A 22,559-nucleotide genomic window follows, 5' to 3' on the forward strand; every position below is an offset into this window, starting at 1 on the left:
CTATATTTCCTCCTGATTGCGGGATATCCATTCCCCGATTTGTTCTTCTGTCCACCATTGAAATCGTCCGCTGCGAATATCTTCAAGTACGTTCATTTCCGTCAATTGACGAAGTAAAAAGCTGCGCTGACGCGAGGACGAGACACGCGCCTTCACTTCGCCCCTCATCTGATGCAAAAATTCAATATACGTCTCGTATTCATCTCCGAATTGTTCCTCCAGTACGGCACGGATCTCAGCCGCAGCCGCTGGCCCTGCTCCAGCTGTTGAGATAGCTATGCTCAATCTTCCTCGCCTCACGACACTGGGCGTAATAAATGAACTGTTGTAAGAGGAACTGGCGTCATTCACCAGTATGCCCTCTTTCATCGCCTCTTGGACTACAGCCGTGTTAACTTCAACATGGTTGGTCGCCGCATATACGAGAAAGGCCCCCCGCAAATCACCTTTGCGGTAGGACCGGTCTATCCACTCCAATCGGGAATCTTGATGCAGTTGTTTCAGCTCAGCTGTGATGTCCGGACTTATCACTTTGATATGTGCGTCCGCATGGAGCAGACCTTTAATTTTACGTTCAGCGACACGGCCGCCGCCAATGATACAACACATTTTGCCTGAAGTATTCACATATATCGGGGTGTACCGATCCATAGGATTCACTCTCCCGTCCAACGATGAAACGCTGAATACGCATTGGATAAAAAACTGATAATGACTAAGGCATAACCAATCAATGTCCATCTCGCCATAATGATCATGGAAAATTGTTTGCGTTGCTTCGCAACAAAGTATCCTACATATATCGCTATCGCAAGAAATGTCGCAATCACTTTAAGATCCAAAAGTAAACTCCAACGTGTCTCCGCAACAATTGATAATACCGCCAACATCACCGAAACACCTAACAGTGGGGTTCCGATTAACGTTGCTCCGTCCATATATTTGCCGATCACTTCAAGGCTAGGCATACGCCGTACGGTATCATTCCATTTCTTGTTCTTCAGTTTACGATGCAAAAACAGATATAACAGAGCAAATACCGTTCCTACCGTCAAAGCGGCAAAGCCTAGATTCGCTAGTGTAATATGCATGATCAGCAACCCGTGTACGGTCTGCCAATTATGCAAAGAAATTTCTCCGGCTGTAAACCATAACCGGTTCAGCACGGTAACCGAGAACCCAACAACATTCAGTAGCAAAATGGCGAACTCAGAACGCTGTACACGCGTCATCACTAATGACATCAGTACAATGCTGAATGAAAATAAAAATAAAAAGTCAAACGTTGTATAGATCGGAAAATGTCCTTCATCCCACATTCGCATAATTACATGCGCAATCTGCAGCAGAAGTACAACTACAAGAAACCCTGTGCCCGTTCGCTTCGCCCCCGCATTGCGTCGAATGCAGTCCGAGAAATAGAACAGAAGGCTCAGGGCATACAAGTAAATTAGAGCTTCGTAAATTTGTTCAGCGAGGGTCAAGCTGCCCACCCGCCTTATACGCCTGCCGGGACATAAGCCGGCATAGCATCTTGCCGGTTGTCGTTAAGATGAACAGCGGCTGGTTTGCGTAAAGCTGAGGCGTCGCTTTGATTTACTTTCTCCGCGGCCGTCTCCACTGCATCCTCCAAGGCAAAAATTTGAGTGAACATGTTCAAAGCTTCATCACCATGCTTCGTACCAGCCATTTCCTTGATTCGATTAATCGGATCTGTCGTCATTTGGTTGACGATGCTCTTGGTCAAACGACGGATCACTTTGCGTTGATGTTCATCAAGCTCTGGCAATTTGTTGAACAGACTCTCCATTGTCTCTTCATGAATCGAGGCACCCTTCTCCTGCAAAGCACGAATGACAGGGCGAACACCTAATGTTTTGAGCCAGTGATAATAATCTTCCATCTCCAGTTCAATCATCTTCTCAATCTTGGCCGCTTCGACCTTGCGCATCTCCAGGTTGCTCTCCACGATTCCCTCCAGATCATCAATATCATAGAGGAAGACATTAGAGATCTCACCAATCGCCGGATCAATGTCACGAGGAACAGCAATATCAATCAAGAACAATGGGCGAGACTGCCGACGCTTCATGCTATCGCGAACAACGGATGCGTCCAATACATAGCGATCAGCCCCAGTGGAACTAATAACAATATCCACTTCATTCAGTCTCTCTAGTGCTCTTTCCATCGTGCAAGGCGTTCCTCGAAACTTCGCTGCAAGCTCCTCTGCCCGTGCAAGTGTACGGTTGGCAACGATCACCTCGGAAGCACCGTTGGCGTACAGATGTTTGACGGTCAATTCACTCATCTTACCAGCTCCCAGAATGAGAACCTTCTTATCCGTGAACATCCCAAAGATCCGCTTGCCTAGCTCCACTGCTGCATAACTGACAGATACCGCACTCTCGCCAATCGACGTCTCAGAATGCGCTCGTTTACCTAAGGTAACCGCCTGCTTGAACAGCATATTAAACCATGTTCCCGTCGCTTTCTCTTGCTGTGCAGTGAGAAAAGCCTGTTTCACCTGTCCGAGAATCTGCGTTTCTCCAATGACCATTGAATCCAATCCGCAAATGACCCGGAACAAATGACGGATCGCTGTATCATCTTCATATATATATAAGTGTTGCGTAAATTCTTCCCGCGGAACATTAAACCATTGTTCCATAAACGTACGAATGAAATAACCACACATGTGCAGACGGTCTACCACAACATACAATTCTGTACGGTTGCATGTGGCCACGATTACACCTTCCAATACACTCTTGGTCAGCTTGAGCTGCTGCAGCGCTTCGGATAAATCCTTTTCTGCAAATGTGAATCGTTCCCTAATCTCTACAGGCGCCGTGCGATAATTCAAACCAACAACAACGATGTGCATTGCAAGTTCACCTGCCTAATAAATTTCCAATCAAAGTGTTTTCTACATATATACATCCATCTATAACGGACATGGTTAATTATATCACACATCATGTCCCCCACCGGGGATTTTTATGAAATGTTTATGAAATTCACATGTAAATCATCTTATGCATTGTCATTTATTGTAGTGTCTCACCAATCTTCGCCGTTATGCGTTACGATTCTATTTCGTAGATTTCCATATTATAATTCGATACTAAAACAAATAGCCATGGAATGTTTCCATGACTATAGTATGATCGTCCGTTCCCATTAAGCTTCGTTGTTTTCTTCGAGTTCAGAAGCTTCGAGAGCCTCAGGTGCATACTTGCCTACAGCCGCATGACGAGAGATGATCTCCCATAACTCCTCTTTGCCTATTCCTTCTTCTGATGAAAATGCTACAAACAGATCTCCCGAACGAAGACCTAGTCCTTCTTTGATGATCTTGATATGTTTTGGTCGACGAGTTTTGGGGATCTTATCCAGCTTGGTCGCTACAACAACAAGAGGAAGCCCGTGATGGCGCAGCCACTCATTCATCATCTTGTCATCTTTGGATGGCTCATGCCGAATATCTACCATCTGCATAACAAGCTTCAATTCTTTGCGCTGTAGCAGATATTTCTCCATCATTTTTCCCCAAGCAAAACGTTGCTCCTTGGATACCTTCGCGTAACCATACCCCGGGAAATCGACGAAATAGAGATCCTGATTAATTTTATAGTAGTTGAGTTGCTGCGTCTTACCCGGCGTAGAGCTTGTCCGTGCCAAATTTTTACGACTGATCAAACGGTTGATGAGGGATGACTTTCCCACATTGGAACGTCCCGCCAGAGCAATCTCTGGCAACCCGTCATCTGGGTATTGTTCAGGCCGAACGGCGCTGATTATAAATTCGGATTGGTTTACTTTCATGATATATCTGTCCTCTCTTGATCTCCTGTAAAACGTACTGAAGGTATTATGCCATGGTTTGTTGTTCTATCATACCAAAAAAACCGTTCTTGCGGACGCCGAAGCCTCCGCAAAACGGTTTATTCTTCATACGCTCCCTTAGATGTTATGGATTACAGGTGAATTCCTGCCTGCTCTACAAGTGCGTGCTCTAACACCTGATCCATATGGGCAACCGGGACAAATTCCACATCTTCCTTGATGCTGTCTGGAATATCCCGTAAGTCCCGTTCATTATCTTTGGGCAATAATATTTTTTTGTAGCCTGCACGGTGAGCTGCGAGTGATTTTTCCTTCAGTCCACCAATTGGCAATACACGACCACGAAGTGTGATTTCTCCAGTCATGGCAATGTCTTTGGATACATGCTTGTTCGTGAGTGCAGAGATCAATGCCGTTGCCATTGTGATCCCCGCAGACGGGCCATCCTTCGGAATAGCACCTTCCGGTACATGGATGTGGATATCATTTTTCTCATGGAAGTCAGATGCAATCCCTAGTTGAGCCGCTTTGGAGCGAGTATAACTGAAAGCGGCCTGAGCCGATTCCTTCATGACATCTCCCAATTTACCGGTCAGCGTAAGTTTGCCTGATCCAGGCACAACGGTGACTTCAATAACAAGAGTATCTCCGCCCACCTCAGTCCACGCGAGTCCAGTTACGGTACCAATCTGATCTTCCAGTTCAGCCATTCCATAACGGAACTTGCCTGGGCCAAGGTAATCCTTCACTTCATCAGCTGAAATATTAATCTGGCCTTCTACGCCAGATACAATATTCTTAGCTGCCTTACGGCATAAAGACGCCATCTGTTGCTCCAGATTCCGCACACCGGATTCACGTGTGTATTCACGAATGACTCGAAGTAAGCTATCGTCTCCTACATTCAGCTGATCCTCTTGCAGACCATGATCTTGCTTCTGCTTCGGCAACAGATAGTTTTTGGCGATCTGCAGCTTCTCCAGTTCAGTGTATCCAGGAATATTCAGCATTTCCATCCGATCCAGAAGTGGACGCGGAATACTGTGCACGGTATTCGCCGTTGTAATAAACATGACGTTGGATAAGTCAAACGGCAATTCTACAAAATGATCACTAAACGTATTGTTCTGTTCCGGGTCAAGCACTTCTAGCAACGCTGCCGAAGGATCACCACGGAAGTCTGAAGCCATTTTGTCAATCTCATCCAGCAGGAACACAGGATTAAGCGAGCCCGCTGTCTTCATTCCTTGAATAATACGTCCCGGCATTGCCCCAACATACGTCCGTCGGTGACCGCGGATCTCTGCTTCGTCCCGTACCCCACCAAGTGAGATACGAACGAATTCTCGTCCCAGCGATCTGGCAATCGAGCGAGCAAGTGATGTTTTACCTACGCCTGGAGGGCCTACAAGACATAGAATCGGTCCTTTGAGCTTTTTCACGAGCTTTTGCACAGCCAAGTATTCAAGTACACGTTCTTTAGGTTTTTCCAAACCATAATGATCGGCATTCAGGACATCCTCGGCCTTCTGAATATCGAGGTCATCCTCCGTCATCTGACTCCATGGAAGAGCAAGCAGCCAATCCACGTAGTTGCGGATCACTCCGCCCTCAGCAGAGCTTGCAGGCATTTTCTCTAAGCGATCAATTTCTTTTTCTACCTTTTCCTTCACCTTCTCTGGCAGATCAAGAGCTTCCATCTGATTGCGAAGTTCCTCGACTTCACCAGCACGACCTTCTTTTTCACCCAGTTCTTTCTGGATCGCCTTCATTTGCTCACGCAAATAATATTCCTTCTGGGTTTTCTCCATCTGCTTTTTCACACGTTGACTGATTTTGCGTTCAAGCTCCAGCACTTCACGTTCATTGTTAAGAATATCGAGAAGTTTCTCCAAGCGTTCACGCACGTCCACCGTCTCTAAAATCTCCTGCTTATCCTTAATCTTCAGAGACAAGTGACTTGTAATCACATCAGCTAACCGACCAGGCTCTTCAATATCAGACACGGCTGCCAATGTCTCGGGGTCACTTTTTTGGACAGATTAATATAATTTTCAAACTGGTTGAGAACAGTCCGCATCAGAGCATCCGTCTCTGGATGGTTATTCTCCTCCTCAGGCAACTCCTGCGCCAGTACCTCGTAATATTCCTCGTTGTCCATATATTCAATGATTTCAGCCCGTTCCAAGCCTTCTACGAGTACACGAATCGTACCGTTAGGAAGCTTCAGCATCTGTCTGACCTTGGCTACGGTTCCGATTCTGAAAATATCTTCTTGTGTTGGTTCCTCAATATTTACTTCGGCTTGAGAACATAGGAGAATCAAATGTTCCTCTACCATCGCTTTTTCTAAAGCCTTGACCGATTTCTCCCGGCCCACATCGAGATGCAGTACCATACTCGGGTAGACGAGAAGTCCTCTTAAAGGCAGTAAAGGAAAACGACGACCTTTCGCTTTGCTCGGTCCCATCGCTTTCGCACCTCCAATGGCTCTCAGGTTGTAGTCATTCATTATTCTATCAAATGTTCACATAAAAAACCAATGAAGGGAAGCGCTTAGCAGCTTCCCGAATCCGTAACTCGCCCTGAACGAGGCACATCCGCACGCAATAATGATGCTGAAGCTGGTGGGAAGATCTCGGTTGCTGGAACTGGAGATTCTTCAACAAGCTGTGCCTGCTCCGATGATTGTATATCTGGAACCCACGCGAAAACTTCACGAAATACATCTTCAACCGTATCTACTGCAACGACACGTAAGCCCTCCAAATTTTCAAAAATGGATTGCCAGTTCTCCGCGGGAATGATCACGGTCTTCGCTCCTGCCTGGAAAGCCGCCTCCACTTTAGCCAGTACACCGCCAATAGGCTTCACGCGTCCATGAATACTAACTTCACCCGTCATCGCCGTCTCATGATCAACAGGACGTCCCTGAATCGCTGAGGTAATCGCAGTTGCCATCGCAATCCCTGCAGACGGCCCATCAATCGGCGTGCCTCCCGGGAAGTTGATATGCAAGTCATAATCCGTTGGACGAAGACCCATCGCTTTTAGAACAGTTATGACGTTTTCAACAGAACCTCTGGCCATACTTTTTCGCCGGAGCGTGCGTGAACCGCCTCCAATCTCTTCCTCATCCACAACTCCTGTAATATTAATTACACCTTGATCCTTATGCACAGGCACAGCGGACACTTCAATTTCGAGGAGTGTGCCCATATTCGGTCCATACACAGCCAGCCCATTCACAAAACCAACTTGTGGTCGCGAGGGCACTTTACGATCTGGCCGTGGTTGAATCTGACTACTACCTGCCACCCACTCCACATCAGAAGCTTGAAGCGTTTCACGCTTTTCAGTTAATGCCAGTCCCGCAGCTAACTGTATGATATTAACCGCCTCACGACCATTCGTTGCATACCGCTTAACTACCTCCACGGCTTCCGGACAAGGGCTAAAGCCAATTTTCTGTACCGCATCCTTGGCAATTTCTCCGATCTCTTCTGGCAATAACGAGCGGAAATACACTTCCATACAACGCGAACGCAAAGCTGGTGGTAACTCATGAGGTGAACGGGTTGTCGCTCCAACCAGACGAAAATCGGCCGGTAAACCATTTTGGAAAATATCGTGGATATAAGCAGGAGTATGCGTGTCTTCCGAGTTATAGTACGCACTCTCCAAAAAGACCTTGCGGTCTTCAAGCACTTTCAACAGTTTATTCATCTGAATAGAATGCAATTCACCGATTTCATCAATAAAAAGCATTCCTCCATGCGCCTTCGTTACAGCTCCAGGCTTAGGCTGAGGAATACCGGCCACTCCCATTGCACCTGCACCCTGATAGATCGGATCATGCACCGAGCCAATCAACGGGTCAGCAATACCCCGTTCATCAAAACGGGCTGTTGTCGCATCCAGCTCCGTGAATTTTGCATCTGGTTTAAACGGAGAAGTTGGATTTTTCTTCGCTTCCTCTAAAACCACCCTCGCTGCTGCCGTTTTCCCCACTCCGGGAGGACCGTAAATAATAACATGCTGTGGATTAGCACTGCATAACGCCGCTTTCAGTGCACGTAGTCCATCTTTTTGCCCGACAATATCGTTAATTGTGGTTGGACGTGTCTTCTCCGCAAGCGGCTTGGTTAAGGAGATGGAGCGCAGCTTGCGCAATTTCTCCAGCTCTTTGCGTGACTCACGCTCGACCGCACTGCGGTTCGTTTTCTGTCCCCTTAACAGGTTCCAGAAATATAGACCTATCACCACACCAAAAAATAACTGAATCAACATGAAGACCATTCCAAAATCACCCATGTCTCAACATCCTCCTATTCTGTCTCCTATTCATATGTGATCATGCTAATACTTGGTAGTATGACCTTTTCGCGGAGACGTAAACGGGAAATTCAGAATTTCTGTTGGGAAACACACAAAAAGCCCGTCATGGCTGACGGGCTTTCTCCGTAATATATTAAGGTAAGTTCACAAATCGAGAAGCGATTCTCGAAACAACCTTTGTATAAATTAATTAGTGCGAGCGACCAGGAATGACTCCTGTAGCTTCATAGGATTCCACAATTTTATCGATTTCTTTTTTCAATTCTTCGACCATCGTTTCTTCCGGCACTTTACGAATCATCTTACCATGCCGGAACAACAGACCCTCGCCTCTAGCACCTGCTATGCCGATATCGGCTTCCTTCGCTTCACCTGGACCGTTAACTGCACAACCGAGCACGGATACCTTGATTGGCACCTTAAGCTTGGAGATGTACTCTTCGACTTCGTTAGCGATGGAGAACAAATCGATATCCAAACGACCACAAGTCGGGCAGGAAATCAATGTCGCTGCATTCGAAATCAGTCCAAAGGTTTTGAGCAAATCACGTGCTACTTTAATCTCTTCTACCGGGTCTGCACTCAGAGAGATTCTCATTGTTGAACCAATCCCCATGGATAACAGAGCCCCCATACCTGCGGAGCTTTTGATTGTACCCGAGAACAGTGTACCCGCCTCAGTGATCCCCAGATGCAACGGGTATTGAATAACCTGAGCGGCTTTCGTGTAAGCTTCAATGGCCATTGGCACATCCGATGCCTTGAGGGAAACGATAATATCATGGAAATCAAGCTCTTCCAAAATACCAATGTGATACAATGCACTTTCTACCATAGCATCAGCCGTAGGATAACCGTACTTATCTAGCAAATGGTTCTCTAACGAGCCCGCATTTACACCAATTCGAATAGGAATTCCACGTGCTTTACATGCTTTTACAACTTCTTCGACTTTTGCACGTTTACCGATATTACCCGGATTAATCCGTACTTTATCAATACCGTTCTCAATCGCCAGAAGAGCGAGCTTATAGTTAAAATGAATATCTGCTACCAGCGGAATGTTAATGCGTTTCTTGATCTCTTTGATCGCCGCCGCAGCTTCTTCATTATTTACTGTTACACGAACCACCTGACAGCCTGCTTCCTCAAGTCGCAAAATCTCTGCCACGGTTGCCTCAACGTCTGCCGTTTTCGTTGTACACATACTCTGGATTATGACATCATTATTGCCACCAATCGTTAAGTTCCCAACTTTGACTGGACGTGTATCTTGTCTTAAATACATGAGTGATTTCTCTCCCCACAACGTCAAATCTCCACCCTGACAGAGACATCAAATTCGTCTTCTGCCAAAGTGGAGGACTGACAAGTCTATATTTCAGAGCTTAATGGAATAGGCCACCTAAATTAGGCGCTTTCTTCCTGCTTATCGTCCTTAGATTGGCCGAGTTCAGGCACAACTCTTTTCTCAACGACTTCTTCTGTGATCACACAGTTGGTAACATCTTCACGTGAAGGCACTTCATACATGATTTCAAGCATGATACCCTCAATGATTGCACGCAATCCACGCGCGCCTGTGTTACGTTTGATTGCTTCTTTTGCAATGGCAAGCAATGCACCCGGTTCGAATACCAAGTTAACATTGTCCAGCTCAAGCAATTTTTGATATTGCTTCGTAAGTGCGTTTTTTGGTTCGGACAGAATCCGTACCAATGTATCTTCATCCAGCGGCTCCAATGTGGAGATTACTGGCAGACGACCTACGAACTCTGGAATCAGACCGAATTTCAGCAAATCTTCCGGCAATACCATGCCAAGATATTCGCCTGGTTTCAGATCTTTTTGCTCTGCGACTGTATTGAAGCCAATGACTTTTTTGCCGATCCGGCGTTTAATCATTTGCTCCAAGCCATCAAATGCACCACCGCAGATGAATAGAATATTCGTAGTATCGATCTGGATGAATTCTTGATGTGGATGCTTACGTCCACCTTGTGGTGGTACTGAAGCAACCGTTCCTTCCAAAATTTTCAGCAATGCTTGCTGAACACCTTCACCGGAAACATCACGTGTGATAGAAGGATTCTCGGATTTACGAGCAACTTTATCAATCTCATCGATATAAATAATGCCGCGCTCTGCTTTTTCAACATCATAGTCAGCAGCTTGGATCAGCTTGAGAAGGATATTCTCGACGTCCTCACCAACATAACCTGCTTCTGTCAAGGAAGTTGCATCTGCAATCGCAAACGGAACATTAAGAATTTTCGCCATCGTTTGCGCAAGTAATGTTTTACCGGAACCCGTAGGTCCTAACAGCAAAATGTTACTCTTCGACAACTCAACATCTTCAATTTTGCTTTGGGTGTTGATCCGTTTGTAGTGGTTATACACCGCAACAGACAACGACTTCTTCGCTTGTTCTTGGCCAATAACATATTGATCCAGAATTCCACGAATTTCTTTTGGTTTCGGAATATCTTTCAGGTCGAGTTCTTCATCATGACCCAATTCTTCCTCAACGATCTCGGTGCACAATTCGATACATTCATCACAAATGTAGACGCCTGGTCCTGCAACCAGTTTACGCACCTGTTCCTGAGATTTACCGCAAAAAGAGCATTTCAGTTGCCCTTTCTCATCGTTAAATTTAAACATGAAACCACCCCTTTAGGAATTGATCGGTCTACTGAGCACCTGGTCAATAATGCCGTACGTCTTGGCTTCTTCAGCACTCATGAAAAAGTCACGGTCTGTATCCCGCTCAATTTTCTCAAGGGACTGACCTGTACGATCGACGTATATTTGATTCAGTTTCTGACGTGTTTTAATAATCCATTCTGCGTGTATCTTGATATCCGCAGCCTGTCCTTGAATGCCGCCGAGCGGCTGGTGAATCATTACTTCACTGTTCGTCAGCGCATATCTCTTGCCAGGTGCGCCGGCTGTCAGCAATAACGAACCCATACTTGCTGCCATTCCTACGCAGATGGTAGATACATCCGGCTTGATATATTGCATCGTATCGTATATACCCATCCCCGCAGTAACAGAACCACCAGGTGAGTTAATGTACAAGCTGATGTCCTTTTCAGGATCGTCCGCTGCCAAAAACAAAAGCTGAGCTATGACAAGATTGGCTACATCGTCATCAATCGCACTGGTTAGGAAAATAATGCGATCCTTCAGCAAACGGGAATATATATCGTAAGACCGCTCGCCTCGATTGGTTTGTTCTACAACCATTGGCACCAGACTCATGAGACCAACCTCTTTTCTACATGTAATTAGACATAGGCTATCTGTAAAGCAAACCCAAATTCATTTTATCACGTTCCTGTGCCAATGTCATTTCTCACAGGTCGTGTACAGCATAGGTGAGTTTACTTTATAGCCTGATCATATTTAACCATGTTTTCTATGTATGTGCAAATCGAAGCATTCCTATGCCGTTTAACCATTTTTTATTTGCATTAAGCACATAGGTAAGTATGCCATAAAAACATTATGAATATGTTAACCATCCATTTTATTAATCTTTTTCCTATAAAATGGATGTCATAATTTAAAAATAAGGCACGCAATGACTCACGTGCCTTATCGTTTATTCAACTGTTCATCAATAACAGCTTGTCTTATTTTTCAGCAGATTCTGCAGCAGCTTCTTCAGCTGGAGCTTCAACTGGCTCAACCACTGTGCTGTTCTCAACGAGAACATCAATCGTTTTGCGCAGTTTCACTTCATCACGAAGGCTGTCAAGGGAACCATTACCTTCGAGAATGCCACGAATCTCTTCAACAGGACGTTTGTAAGATTCAGCCATTTTCTCGAGCTCTTGATTCACTTCTTCGTCAGATACTTCGATGTTTTCCGCTTTACCTACAGCTTCGAGAACCAGGTTGTTGCGAACACGTTTAGAAGCATCTTCTTGCATTTGTGCTCTCAGGTCAGCTTGAGTTTGACCGGAGAAGCTCAGGAACATTTCAAGGTTCATACCTTGGTTGCGAAGACGATTGTCGAAATCGCGCATCATGTTCTGTACTTCGCTGTCAACCATTGCAGAAGGGATGTCCACTTCAGCGTTTTCAGCCACTTTTTCTACAACTGCGTTTTCTTGTGCACCTTTGAACTCATCCGCTTTGCGGGATTCCAATTGTGTTTTAAGATCAGCTTTGTATTCTTCAAGTGTTTCGAATTCGCTCACATCTTTTGCAAACTCATCATCCAATTCTGGAAGCTGTTTGCGTTTGATTTCGTGTACTTTCACTTTGAATACCGCTTGTTTGCCAGCCAGTTCAGCTGCATGGTAGCTCTCTGGGAAAGTTACTTCAACGTCTTTGAAGTCGCCTGTGGACAGACCCACAACTTGCTCTTCAAATCCTGGAATGAATGTGTTGGAACCCAGTTCCAAGGAATAACGCTCTGCTTGTCCACCTTCGAAAGGTACACCATCAACAGAACCGTCGAAGTCGATTACAGCAACATCGCCGTTTTGAGCAGCACCTTCGTCAACTACAGTAAGTTCTGCATGACGTTGTTGGAGACGCTCAAGCTCTTCTGTTACTTCTTGTTCTGAAACTTCACCTTTAGCTACAGCAACTTCAATACCTTTGTAGTCGCCCAGTGTAACTTCTGGTTTAACTGTTACTTTCGCTTTGAACTTGAATGCTTGTCCTTTAGCGAATTGCTCGATATCTACATCAGGACGATCAACTGGGAAGATATCCGTTTGATCGATAGCTTCTGTGTATGCCTCAGGAAGCAAGATGTCAATCGCTTCTTGATACAAGCTTTCCACACCAAAACGAGCTTCAAAGATTGGACGTGGTACTTTACCTTTACGGAATCCAGGTACATTCGCTTGTTTAACTACTTTATTAAAAGCTTTGTCGAGTGCTTCAGTTACACGATCTGCACCCACTTCAACTTCAAGAACCCCAAGGTTCTTCTCTATCTTTTCCCAAGTTGCTTTCATTGTATACTTTCCCCTCCAAAATTCACATGTTCACGTAGGCGATCACGTACAAAATAACCATTTTAGTATAAACAAGATTACATTCTTTTTCAAGGGGAATCCCTTGATGCTGTTTGAGGAAAACGTTTCCCGCCGTATTTAGCCGTCCAAACCGGCAGAAACAAACTGTTTCATTGAACGATATGCTTGCTCCAAACGGAACCTCATAGATCCCGTCACAGCATACATAGAGCGCGTATCTTCTTCATTATGTGAGCCGCTTAAACTATCCGCAACAGTCATATGTAGTGCTGCAGCCCAAATGTCCGTCATGGAATCATTTTCCTCAAGCATGGAGGCATAATCGCGGGTACCATACACCGCCATGACAAACTGGATCCACAGTTCTTGGGCAAAATAAAAGAGCGTAGGTTCATGAACCTCCGTCTGATCCGCCACCCTTTCCAAAATACGAATAATCTGCAGCGGAAATTCTTCTGGCCTGAGAGGTACTGTGTCAATCTCGACTTCTACCTGCTCCTCATTTCTGCTAAATATCACTTCACCATGAGCACCGCGACGTCTCAAAGTCTGCAATACACGGAACTGTAGCAATGGATGAAGCGCCTTATCCTGAAGCCAACTCGTCAATGCATCGTCAATCTCTGGAAGATCAAGATAGGCAAGTTGTTCTAACGCTAACATGGTTTGTTCAGAGAGCGGCTCCTCCATAACTGTCCGAAGCAGCTTATCTGCATAACCATCATCCTGTTCCAGCTTGGATTTCGCATGATGACGAGCCATATCCTCTTCGCTGATTTCCTCTTCTTCCCGCACCTCACGAATGACCGGTGATTCTTCCCCATAATGAGGGAATGCAGCCTGAAGCCATTCAAGCAAAGCTCGCCATTCATCGTAATGCCGTTCTTCCTGTCCTTGACATTGCAACAAAAAACGAAGCAACGCGATCGCTTCACCGTATCGTTCGTTTTCCAGCATCACTGTCAATTGAATCTGGTAATAATCCAACGTTTTGGGAAACAGTACAATGTTGTTGCTGTTCTCGGTTTCCGGGGTTGTGGATTCTTTAATAAGAGCACCTCCTCTATATCCTGAATTTTTAATTGGAAACGATGATAAATAGATGTATCCACGTTTTGCATCATTCGATCGTCCTCTTATCGAGTTCACGGGATTATGCTGTAGATGATTGGGATCACCTTGAACTACACCGTGTTATCGAAAAAATGCTTAGCATGTATTGCAAAAGGCTCGTATATTAAGCAAAAAGCGATCTATTTTCTGAGTTCTCCTGATATTCTAACATAACCTGAATTATAATGAAAAAAACACATTGGACGCCAAATATCATATACGAAAATAATACGTAAATAAAATGTTTGATATTCATCATTATTTATGATAAAATCATTTTTGCTTGAAAAATTTCATGTCTCAGTAGCTCAGCAGGATAGAGCAACGGCCTTCTAAGCCGTCGGTCGGGGGTTCGAATCCCTCCTGGGACGTATTAGAAAAACTTCCTTTGGGAAGTTTTTTTGCGTTCTAGGGATGAGAACCCCAACGGTTCGTCGGAGCATACACTTCGATAGCACCGCTTCGCAGTCTCGACTGTAAGGAGAGTATCCCTCCTGGGACGTATTAAGAAAAACTCCCTTTGGGAAGTTTTTTGCGTTCTGGGGGTTTTCTTCCAAATTCATTGCCCTGGATTGACACAGAGTGTTATGCTTAAGGAATGGATATGTAACAATCCATACATATTAATTATCATTCTTTGGAGAAACAGGAGATCTAATTATGTCACCTTCAACACAACAATCCTCGTCAGTACATGACGAAACCACCCATACTTCCGCTACCAAAAGATATGGCTTATTGTTAGCAGGCATCATTGTCATAGCCGCGACTATGCGTTCACCTATTACAGCAACAGGCCCCGTCGTGGAAATGATCCGTGCAGATACGGGAATCGGGCATACGTTGGCTGGTCTTCTGACCTCACTTCCCTTGCTAGCTTTTGCGGCTGTATCACCGTTTGCACCACGTTTGGCTAAACGACTAGGAATAGAATCTGCACTGTTAATGGCTGTGCTCATTGTAACGATGGGTGTGCTTTTGCGTCTGTTGCCCTCGGTTGTTTCTCTGTATATTGGAACTGGTATTTTGGGGTGTGGCATCGCGTTGAGCAACGTATTGTTGCCGAGTTTAATCAAACGTGACTTTCCACTTCGGGTAGGCATTGTGACCGGGTTATACTCCGTGTCCATGAACATATTTGGTGCAATCTCCTCAGGTGTCAGTGTACCCATCGCCGGAGCAACCTCTATGAGCTGGCGTGCTTCGTTAGGCATATGGGCAGTGTTATCCTTGCTAGCGCTCCTCCTGTGGATACCTCAAGCTACCGCGGGACGTCAACGCCGTCTATACGTTACTTCTTCGAGTGAAAGCACACCTGTGCGTCTACGAACCTCTTCGCTCGCCTGGTTTATTACGTTGTTTATGGGACTACAGTCTTTAATCTTTTATACAACGATTACTTGGCTGCCAGAGATTCTCACCGAGCAAGGTTTCAGTGCGACATCAGCAGGTTGGATACTTTCGCTTATGCAGATGGTGAGCGTACCCGCAACCTTTATCGTTCCAATCCTCGCCGGGCGAACTCAAGATCAACGTATACTGACAACAGTAACGTGTTCGTCGTTAATTATTGGTTACGCCTTATTGTTAACTGGAGTCTCTTTCCTTGTGACTATAGGTGTTATCTTGGCAGGAATAGGCGCTGGAGCTTCGTTTGGATTGGTGACCATGTTCTTCGTCCTTCGTACAAAGGATGCGAGACAAGCCGCCAATCTGTCTGGTATGGCTCAATCCTTCGGATATATGCTCGCAGCTGTTGGCCCATTGCTGTTAGGTATGCTTCATGACTGGACAAAAGGGTGGACTCTGCCTTTATTAGTTCAAGTAGTCCTTGCCGTCGGATTGTTAATCGTAGGCATTCAAGCTAGCAAGAATCGAATGATCGGTTAGTTCCACAAAATTGTATTGTCTGTTCTGTTTAAATAGAACGATAAATAAAACGGCCTCCATCCCGTAAATCCGGAATGGGGGCCGTTATGTTCTCACACTTTCCTTCATTAATACATTCTCAAGAGCAATAAAACTTTACCTTACTTTACTTTAACCGTAATCGTATCCGTGCTGGTCACTCCCGCCGCGTTGATCAGCTCTGCTCGATACGTGTATGTGCCTGATGCCTTACCAGACAATACGCTGACAGCAGTCTGAGCTTGAGGCGTTGCCGCTTTGAGCTCTTGTGTATCGATCAATTGTTCATTTTCATATAGGCGGTATTCCGTGGCATTGGTTCCCCACCACAAGTTCATCGTTACTTTGTAGTTCCCATCCCCATCCCAGTTGTCTTGGGAAAGAATAGCTTTTCCTGGCGATGCATTGGCAACCCGCACAGTCAGTGTCTGACTACGCGTTGTTCCCTTGTCATTCGTTAGCTCAGCTACATACGTATATGTGCCATTGGATTTGCCCGTAATTTTCGTCTGAGCAAATTGTGCCGCAGGAGCATTGTACGTCAGTTTTTGCGTGTCAATTAAAACTCCATCTTCATATAACTTGTAGCCCGTTGCGTTCTCGCCCCACCACAAGTTCATGCTAACTGTGTACGAACCTTCCAGCAGGCCATTGCCACCACCGTTATTGTGAGACAATACAGGTGTTGCCGGCGCTCCTTTTGCAGGAGTTTCCGGTTCAGTCACCGTCGATTGAATGGTCAGCGTAGTGATCGCTGTTCCGGAAAGTCCCTGTTGGTCTTTAACCGTCAATTCAACAGTATATTTACCTGCCGCGCTATCCTCCAACGAAAGATTAAAGCTACCATCAGGTTGTATTTCGAATGAACCCTCTTTATCAATCGAACCATCTTCCTTTTTCACCACATACGAAGCATCCAAGGAAGCCGCTGGATCAAAATCAATGTTCCAGCCATTCGCGAGTGCATCTGCAACCCGGAAATACAAGTCTTCTACACTACCATTAATGACAACAGACTCATCTTGTTTAAATTCCAACGTTTCTGGTGCAGTCACAATAGGAGCTGTTTTCTTCACCAAAAATGGAGGTGTATCTTCTTTGTACGTCTTACCATCAGCACCAAGTGTAGTGATATCCACCGTGTATAAACCATCCGGAATTTCAGTCACTTCGTCGGTAATATAATCGGAATAGTTACCACTCCATGCTAGATTATATCTAGCATTGGCATTGAAGTTGAAATAGTTACCAAAGATAGATCCGATGTATCCATCTTCATAATATCCACCCTCTGGATCAAGACCATCATAGATTTCAATCAGTGCAAACGTCATTGGATTATAAAATTCCATGGCTACATTAAGCGTGTCTAATGTTCCATCAGCCTTCAATGGATAATGGAATGGATTTTTCACATTACCTGTAACTGTTTCAATGTACTTAACCCCACTCAACGTAACGTTGAAATGAGCAACATATGGCACTGTAAAAGTATTCGTTCCATTCGATAATTCAATATATCCTTGCGCCTCTGTTACAGCAGTAACTCCTTGAGGAACGGTAATTGTAACCGCCAGCTCTTCCTCACCATTCAGTGTGAAAGAAGTCTTATCTACAGCAACGGATACTCCTGGAACTGTACGAGTTGGATTAACATTGACTGTGTAATCACCACCACTACCGTTCAGTGCTTCAACTTTAATCGTTTTGGTAACTGTCTTTTCATCTGTTCTCAAAAAGTTACCATAGTTAATACTTCCGGTGATGTTCTCTTTTTCGACAAGCGAGCCACTCTCTGTATATTGTGTTACATCTAGCACTTTAACAAGTGCTACAGGATCAATCGTATTTACAGCCTGGATACGACCTGCACCTTGATCAAACACATCAAATTTGTTCGTATCAAGCACCTTACCATTGTTCATAAGTGCAACTTTGATATCAAACGGTGTCCAATCTGGATGTTTCTCAATCAGCAATGCAATAAGACCTGCTACATGCGGTGTAGCCATACTTGTACCTGTTTTACGATCATAAGCTTGCGTGTAGTCTGCATCAGGCTCGTCTTTGCCGTAAGCCGGAATTGTAGACAGGATACTTGTACCCGGAGCAACGATATCTGGTTTGATATCCAGAGTTACCTTCGCTGGACCACGGGAACTGGATGAATTCATTTCATCGCCTGGTGTTTGATTACGTTCGAAATCACTAAAGCTTACTTCAACAGGTTGTCCCGCATCGAGTGCTGCCTTGATGACCTCTCCATCTTCCTTCGTCATACTCAGTGTTGGAATAAGCTCAAAATTATCTCCCAGACTTACCCCGATTGGCCCTGGAATATTGTTATATACAATAACAGCTACGGCTCCAGCCGATTTAGCATTAGCGATCTTCTCAACAAATGCCAGTTCACCACGCTCTATCAATGCTACTTTTCCTGTAAAATCCTTACCTTCAAACTCAGCCGGTTTACCAAGTCCAGCGAATTCCAACTCATATTCGTCTGTCAAAACCGATTCAGGATCCGCTGACAAACTCCAGCCCATCAGATCGAGTCGATACACTGACTCTGTAACAGCCAGCGGAGCTATTTCCGTTGCAGTCGGAGCAACAACCGATTCCTCTTCTACTGTAACAGCAGCTTCAGTAGAAGCTTCTTCTATGGCAGAAGGCGAAGCTGGTTGAGCATTATCTTGTGTGGCAACCTCTTCTTCATTTAACTCCTCAACATTAGCAGTTGCTTCTGCTGCACTTCCATCTGTCTCTGAATTGGTAGAAACAGCTTCATCTGAAGTCAATGACTCCTCACTTGCTGTACTTTCTTCAGGGGTAGTCACTGCCACTTCTTCCTCAGGTGTGGATAGCTCTGTGCCTTGATCCTGAACAACAGGTACTTCTGTTTCAGGTGCTGTTCCAAGTTCCGGAGACTGCTCTAACTCAGGTTGTTGCTCTGGTAACGTTCCATCGCCCACTTCACCAATTGCAAAATGAGTATTAGCTGTAATCAGCTGGCTAGGCCCAGTCGAGTTACCCACCGTAATAGCCATAGCTGACGCACCAGGAGAACCTAGTGTGTACCGGTTAGGTCCACTGTTACCACTCGCTACTACCGCTGTAACACCAGACAGCATCGCATTGTTAAGGGCTACCGATGTAACATAACTTGGGTCATTCGCTGCATTTCCCAAAGAGAGGTTAATGACATCCATACCATCTTCGACGGAACGGTCTATTCCCCCAAGTACCCAAGAGGTTTGACCACTGCCGTAAGGCCCAAGAACACGATAAGCATAAACATCAGCTTCAGGAGCAACGCCCACAATACCATAATCTCCTGCTTCACGAGCTGCAATTGTACCCGCTACGTGCGTACCATGAGAGGTATAATAAGCACTTCCATTAGCATTAAACTCAGGTTGACCAGAAACTTTCCATTCTTGATAGGTCGCTTCATAAGGATCATTGTCGTTGTCTACAAAATCCCATCCACCCTTGTAAGCTTCCTGCAAGTTCGGGTGCTCGTAATCAATTCCTGTATCAATCACGCCGACTTTGATGCCATTTCCTTTGTAACCCAGATCCCATACTTCAGGCGCACCAATAAAAGGAGCTGTGTCTTTCATATACGGATTGACTTCATCCGTTTCAGGGCCCAGTGTAACTTCCAGATCCGGATAAATACTGACTACACCAGGTATGCGAAGCAATTGTCCCAATTGGTTTCCCTTCACTTCAATGGCTACACCATTCAGGGCATATGCGTAATTTTCCAATACTTCATGTTTGATTTTTTTCTGAGTGAGGCTATGTACAAATGACTGTTGTTGCTGCTCGACTTGAGTCACAGCCTTTGTTTCCATAGAGGAGGTAAAAGATTTTCCTTCGAGGGTTGATTCACCTTGCGCTACAGCGACGGGTTTATCGGAAAGCTCAACGATGACTCGTGTATTCTCTCCGCCTAGACCTTCCAAGCTTTCATCCAAAAATGGATCTGCTGCAAGCCTAGCCTCTCGCCCTGCAAGAATATCCCTCCACTGTTTCGCTTCGGCCTTGCTTGGCATATTCTCAAGCAGAACAACTGAATCTGCGGGAGCGGCTCCAGCCGCTGGTAGAATAATAGAAAACATCATAAGAACACTTAATAACATGGATATCAATCGTTTACTCAAGGCTATGCCCCTCCTTTATAATGTGAATACCTCACCAAATGATGGGTTCCTGCGCTAACAAGCACTGCAATACCTGCGACAATTTCACCTTCCAATCTGCAAGAGGATTGACCCTTGGTAAATTATTCTACCAAAATACCACATTTTCCTTCTAAATAATAACAAAAATGATATAGAAATTACTTATATGGTTCTTATGTACCTAAAAAACATTAAAATTGCATTTTTTGTCGATATCATTCCATGCCGAGTAGGACCAATCAAATAAAGGATCAAAAACCTCTATGAAAGAGGATTCTGATCCCTGGTCATTGTAATGCACAATCCACACAAAGGTTTGACTTGCTAAGGTTGTCCCTAATTCATTTTAATTCACATAACAACTTAATTGCCTTTGTTATCTAAATAACAGGTTTCACCGCTTCCACCCGTAAACGTTTATAATCAGCATAGATCGCATCTTCTTTCCAGAGCTGCGGCACAACGCGTTTGCTTGTTTCGAGACATATCTCCTGGATCTGCTTTGTATCTAGCCCTTGAAAATAATCGCCCCCAAATTGGGACAACCAACCCTCGATTCCCTGTTCTCCATCGGATAGCTTAGTAGGTCGGTCATAATGATAGGCCTGTCGCACCATAAATCCCTGCTTCTCCAAAAGAGAGCTATATTCTCCGATCGTTGGAAAATACCACGGATTTCTAGCAGATGCATCCATACCTGTGCTACGCTCCATCACTTCTTCCAGTGCATGAACAATAATATCAACGTTACCTTTCCCGCCAAACTCAGCCACAAAACGACCTCCAGGCTTCAAAGCATTCCATATGCTGCTGACCACAAGCTCGGGATCACGCATCCAATGTAGAGCGGCATTAGAGAAGATGGCATCAAAAAGCCGGTTTGTCTCAAAATAATGACCGTCCCCTGCCTTAAATTCCAGATGGGGATATTTATCACGCGCACGCCGAATCATATCTGAGGACGCATCAATACCAACTATCTCAACCTCGCACAAAGATATCTCATGTGTTAGATCTCCTGTTCCACAGCCCAAGTCTAATATATATTCCCCCTTCTTAGGCTGTAGCCACGAAATGAGATTTTTGCCGTACCCCGAAACAAAAGCCAGTTTATTGTCGTATTCATCTGCCTTCCATTGATTCAATGACTGCATCTGTACCACCTACGCTTTCATCGTTGATACATGTATTGTGGCACAAAACATCTTATTAATAAAATATATAAATATTATATATATGATAGGTAATAACTATAACAAAATCCTAACGAAGCCTATGCTCCGACGAACCATTGGGGTTCTCATCCCTTGGACGCAAAAAACTTCCCGAAGGAAGTCTTTTTTTCTTACGTCCCAGGAGGGATACTCTCCTTTTAGTCGAGACTGCGAAGTAATCCTAACGATGCCCATGCTCCGACGAACCGCCGGGGTTCTCATCCCTTGAACGCAAAAAAAACTCCCCGAAGGAAGTCTTTTGCTTACGTCCCAGGAGGGATTCGAACCCCCGACCGACGGCTTAGAAGGCCGTTGCTCTATCCTGCTGAGCTACTGAGACAAATATGTATTAAAAAATACCGCGTGATCTCTATTATACGCTCATTTCAATATTTTTCAATACTTTTATGAAAAAATTAATAATTTTCATCATTAATGCTTCAAACAACTCGTTTAACACACTCCACTTTGTCTTCACAATAAATAACACATGTGCAATTAAACTAGCGAATATGATGGCAAAAAGCGGGCACTATGGATATCAAGCCCCACATCTAATGAAATAACCGTAAGATCGGTTTGTGACCTGACCTAATGGGTAATCTTTTGCATACATACTTATGATGAAACGAATAAAGGAGAGATCCGATATGAGACAGTTACTATCCGCATTATCCTACTTTAGCATCTTCTTTGCCCCTTTCCTGTTCCCAATCATTGTGTGGATTGTTGCACGGGATCGTTATATTGAGGGGCACGCCAAGCGAGCTTTATTTTCACACATATTCCCCTTCATAGCGGCAATTCCTTTGATTTACTTTTTCGTGACTGCCCAGAGCGTCGCTTCGGCTTTTGGATTTGTCATTCTATTCTTTATTATTTACGGCCTGAGCTTTGTGTACAATGTGTTCAAGGGAATTCAAGTACTGCGTGAATATGCCTGA

General features: G+C 44.8%; 14 protein-coding genes, 2 tRNA genes and 1 pseudogene. 3 read left to right on the top strand and 14 right to left on the bottom strand.

Features of this window, described 5'->3' with window-relative positions; all coding sequences use genetic code 11:
* The 11 genes and pseudogenes from DMB88_RS23650 to DMB88_RS23700 all read right to left on the bottom strand — a co-directional run bounded on the left by DMB88_RS23650 (position 1) and on the right by DMB88_RS23700 (position 14,147).
* Entirely contained in the window at positions 1-651 is a 651-nt protein-coding gene (locus DMB88_RS23650) for a precorrin-2 dehydrogenase/sirohydrochlorin ferrochelatase family protein (protein WP_128103312.1), read from the bottom strand.
* Between the two features lie 5 nt (positions 652-656).
* Complete coding sequence (gene ccsA / locus DMB88_RS23655) at positions 657-1,484, bottom strand: cytochrome c biogenesis protein CcsA (RefSeq protein WP_128104576.1); 828 nt, start codon at positions 1,482-1,484, stop codon at positions 657-659.
* A gap of 14 nt (positions 1,485-1,498) precedes the next feature.
* Positions 1,499-2,887: a glutamyl-tRNA reductase gene (gene hemA, locus DMB88_RS23660; protein WP_056698023.1), complete on the bottom strand. Its 1,389-nt coding sequence runs from the start codon at positions 2,885-2,887 to the stop codon at positions 1,499-1,501.
* A gap of 296 nt (positions 2,888-3,183) precedes the next feature.
* A complete protein-coding gene (yihA, locus tag DMB88_RS23665; protein ID WP_128103313.1) occupies positions 3,184-3,828 on the bottom strand; it encodes a ribosome biogenesis GTP-binding protein YihA/YsxC in 645 nt (214 codons plus the stop codon).
* Positions 3,829-3,980: 152 nt separating this feature from the next.
* A pseudogene (gene lon, locus DMB88_RS23670) lies at positions 3,981-6,319 on the bottom strand (endopeptidase La).
* Positions 6,320-6,405: 86 nt separating this feature from the next.
* Positions 6,406-8,163 carry an ATP-dependent protease LonB gene (lonB, locus tag DMB88_RS23675; protein ID WP_174715314.1) on the bottom strand — a complete coding sequence of 586 codons (1,758 nt, stop codon included), beginning with the start codon at positions 8,161-8,163 and terminating at the stop codon, positions 6,406-6,408.
* A 214-nt stretch (positions 8,164-8,377) separates the two neighbouring features.
* Positions 8,378-9,475, bottom strand: coding sequence for a flavodoxin-dependent (E)-4-hydroxy-3-methylbut-2-enyl-diphosphate synthase (gene ispG / locus DMB88_RS23680; protein WP_128103314.1), 1,098 nt, complete (start codon positions 9,473-9,475; stop codon positions 8,378-8,380).
* A 122-nt stretch (positions 9,476-9,597) separates the two neighbouring features.
* Entirely contained in the window at positions 9,598-10,851 is a 1,254-nt protein-coding gene (gene clpX / locus DMB88_RS23685; RefSeq protein ID WP_128103315.1) for an ATP-dependent protease ATP-binding subunit ClpX, read from the bottom strand.
* Positions 10,852-10,863: 12 nt separating this feature from the next.
* Positions 10,864-11,454 (bottom strand): ATP-dependent Clp endopeptidase proteolytic subunit ClpP, encoded by a 591-nt coding sequence (clpP, locus tag DMB88_RS23690; protein ID WP_056698043.1) that lies wholly within the window; start codon positions 11,452-11,454, stop codon positions 10,864-10,866.
* A 374-nt stretch (positions 11,455-11,828) separates the two neighbouring features.
* The gene (gene tig, locus DMB88_RS23695) at positions 11,829-13,169 is read right to left on the bottom strand and encodes a trigger factor (RefSeq protein WP_128103316.1); all 1,341 of its coding nucleotides are present in this window, start codon (positions 13,167-13,169) and stop codon (positions 11,829-11,831) included.
* A 138-nt stretch (positions 13,170-13,307) separates the two neighbouring features.
* On the bottom strand, positions 13,308-14,147 hold the full coding sequence (locus tag DMB88_RS23700) for a hypothetical protein (RefSeq protein ID WP_251384242.1): 840 nt from the start codon (positions 14,145-14,147) through the stop codon (positions 13,308-13,310).
* Between the two features lie 453 nt (positions 14,148-14,600).
* Here DMB88_RS23700 and DMB88_RS23705 point away from each other — a divergent pair.
* Positions 14,601-14,674 (top strand) — tRNA-Arg (locus DMB88_RS23705).
* Between the two features lie 289 nt (positions 14,675-14,963).
* Positions 14,964-16,193 carry a CynX/NimT family MFS transporter gene (locus DMB88_RS23710; RefSeq protein WP_128103317.1) on the top strand — a complete coding sequence of 410 codons (1,230 nt, stop codon included), beginning with the start codon at positions 14,964-14,966 and terminating at the stop codon, positions 16,191-16,193.
* 140 nt (positions 16,194-16,333) lie between these two features.
* On the opposite strand, the gene DMB88_RS23715 is transcribed toward DMB88_RS23710, so the two are convergent.
* The 3 genes from DMB88_RS23715 to DMB88_RS23725 all read right to left on the bottom strand — a co-directional run bounded on the left by DMB88_RS23715 (position 16,334) and on the right by DMB88_RS23725 (position 21,955).
* On the bottom strand, positions 16,334-20,380 hold the full coding sequence (locus tag DMB88_RS23715; protein WP_128103318.1) for a S8 family serine peptidase: 4,047 nt from the start codon (positions 20,378-20,380) through the stop codon (positions 16,334-16,336).
* Between the two features lie 401 nt (positions 20,381-20,781).
* Positions 20,782-21,555 (bottom strand): class I SAM-dependent methyltransferase, encoded by a 774-nt coding sequence (locus tag DMB88_RS23720; RefSeq protein WP_128103319.1) that lies wholly within the window; start codon positions 21,553-21,555, stop codon positions 20,782-20,784.
* Positions 21,556-21,881: 326 nt separating this feature from the next.
* Positions 21,882-21,955 (bottom strand) — tRNA-Arg (locus DMB88_RS23725).
* Between the two features lie 310 nt (positions 21,956-22,265).
* Between DMB88_RS23725 and DMB88_RS23730 the strand changes: the two genes are divergently transcribed.
* Positions 22,266-22,559, top strand: coding sequence for a magnetosome magnetite crystal formation protein family (locus tag DMB88_RS23730; RefSeq protein WP_056702834.1), 294 nt, complete (start codon positions 22,266-22,268; stop codon positions 22,557-22,559).

The organism is Paenibacillus sp. DCT19 (assembly GCF_003268635.1).
Classification (GTDB): Bacteria; Bacillota; Bacilli; order Paenibacillales; family Paenibacillaceae; genus Paenibacillus.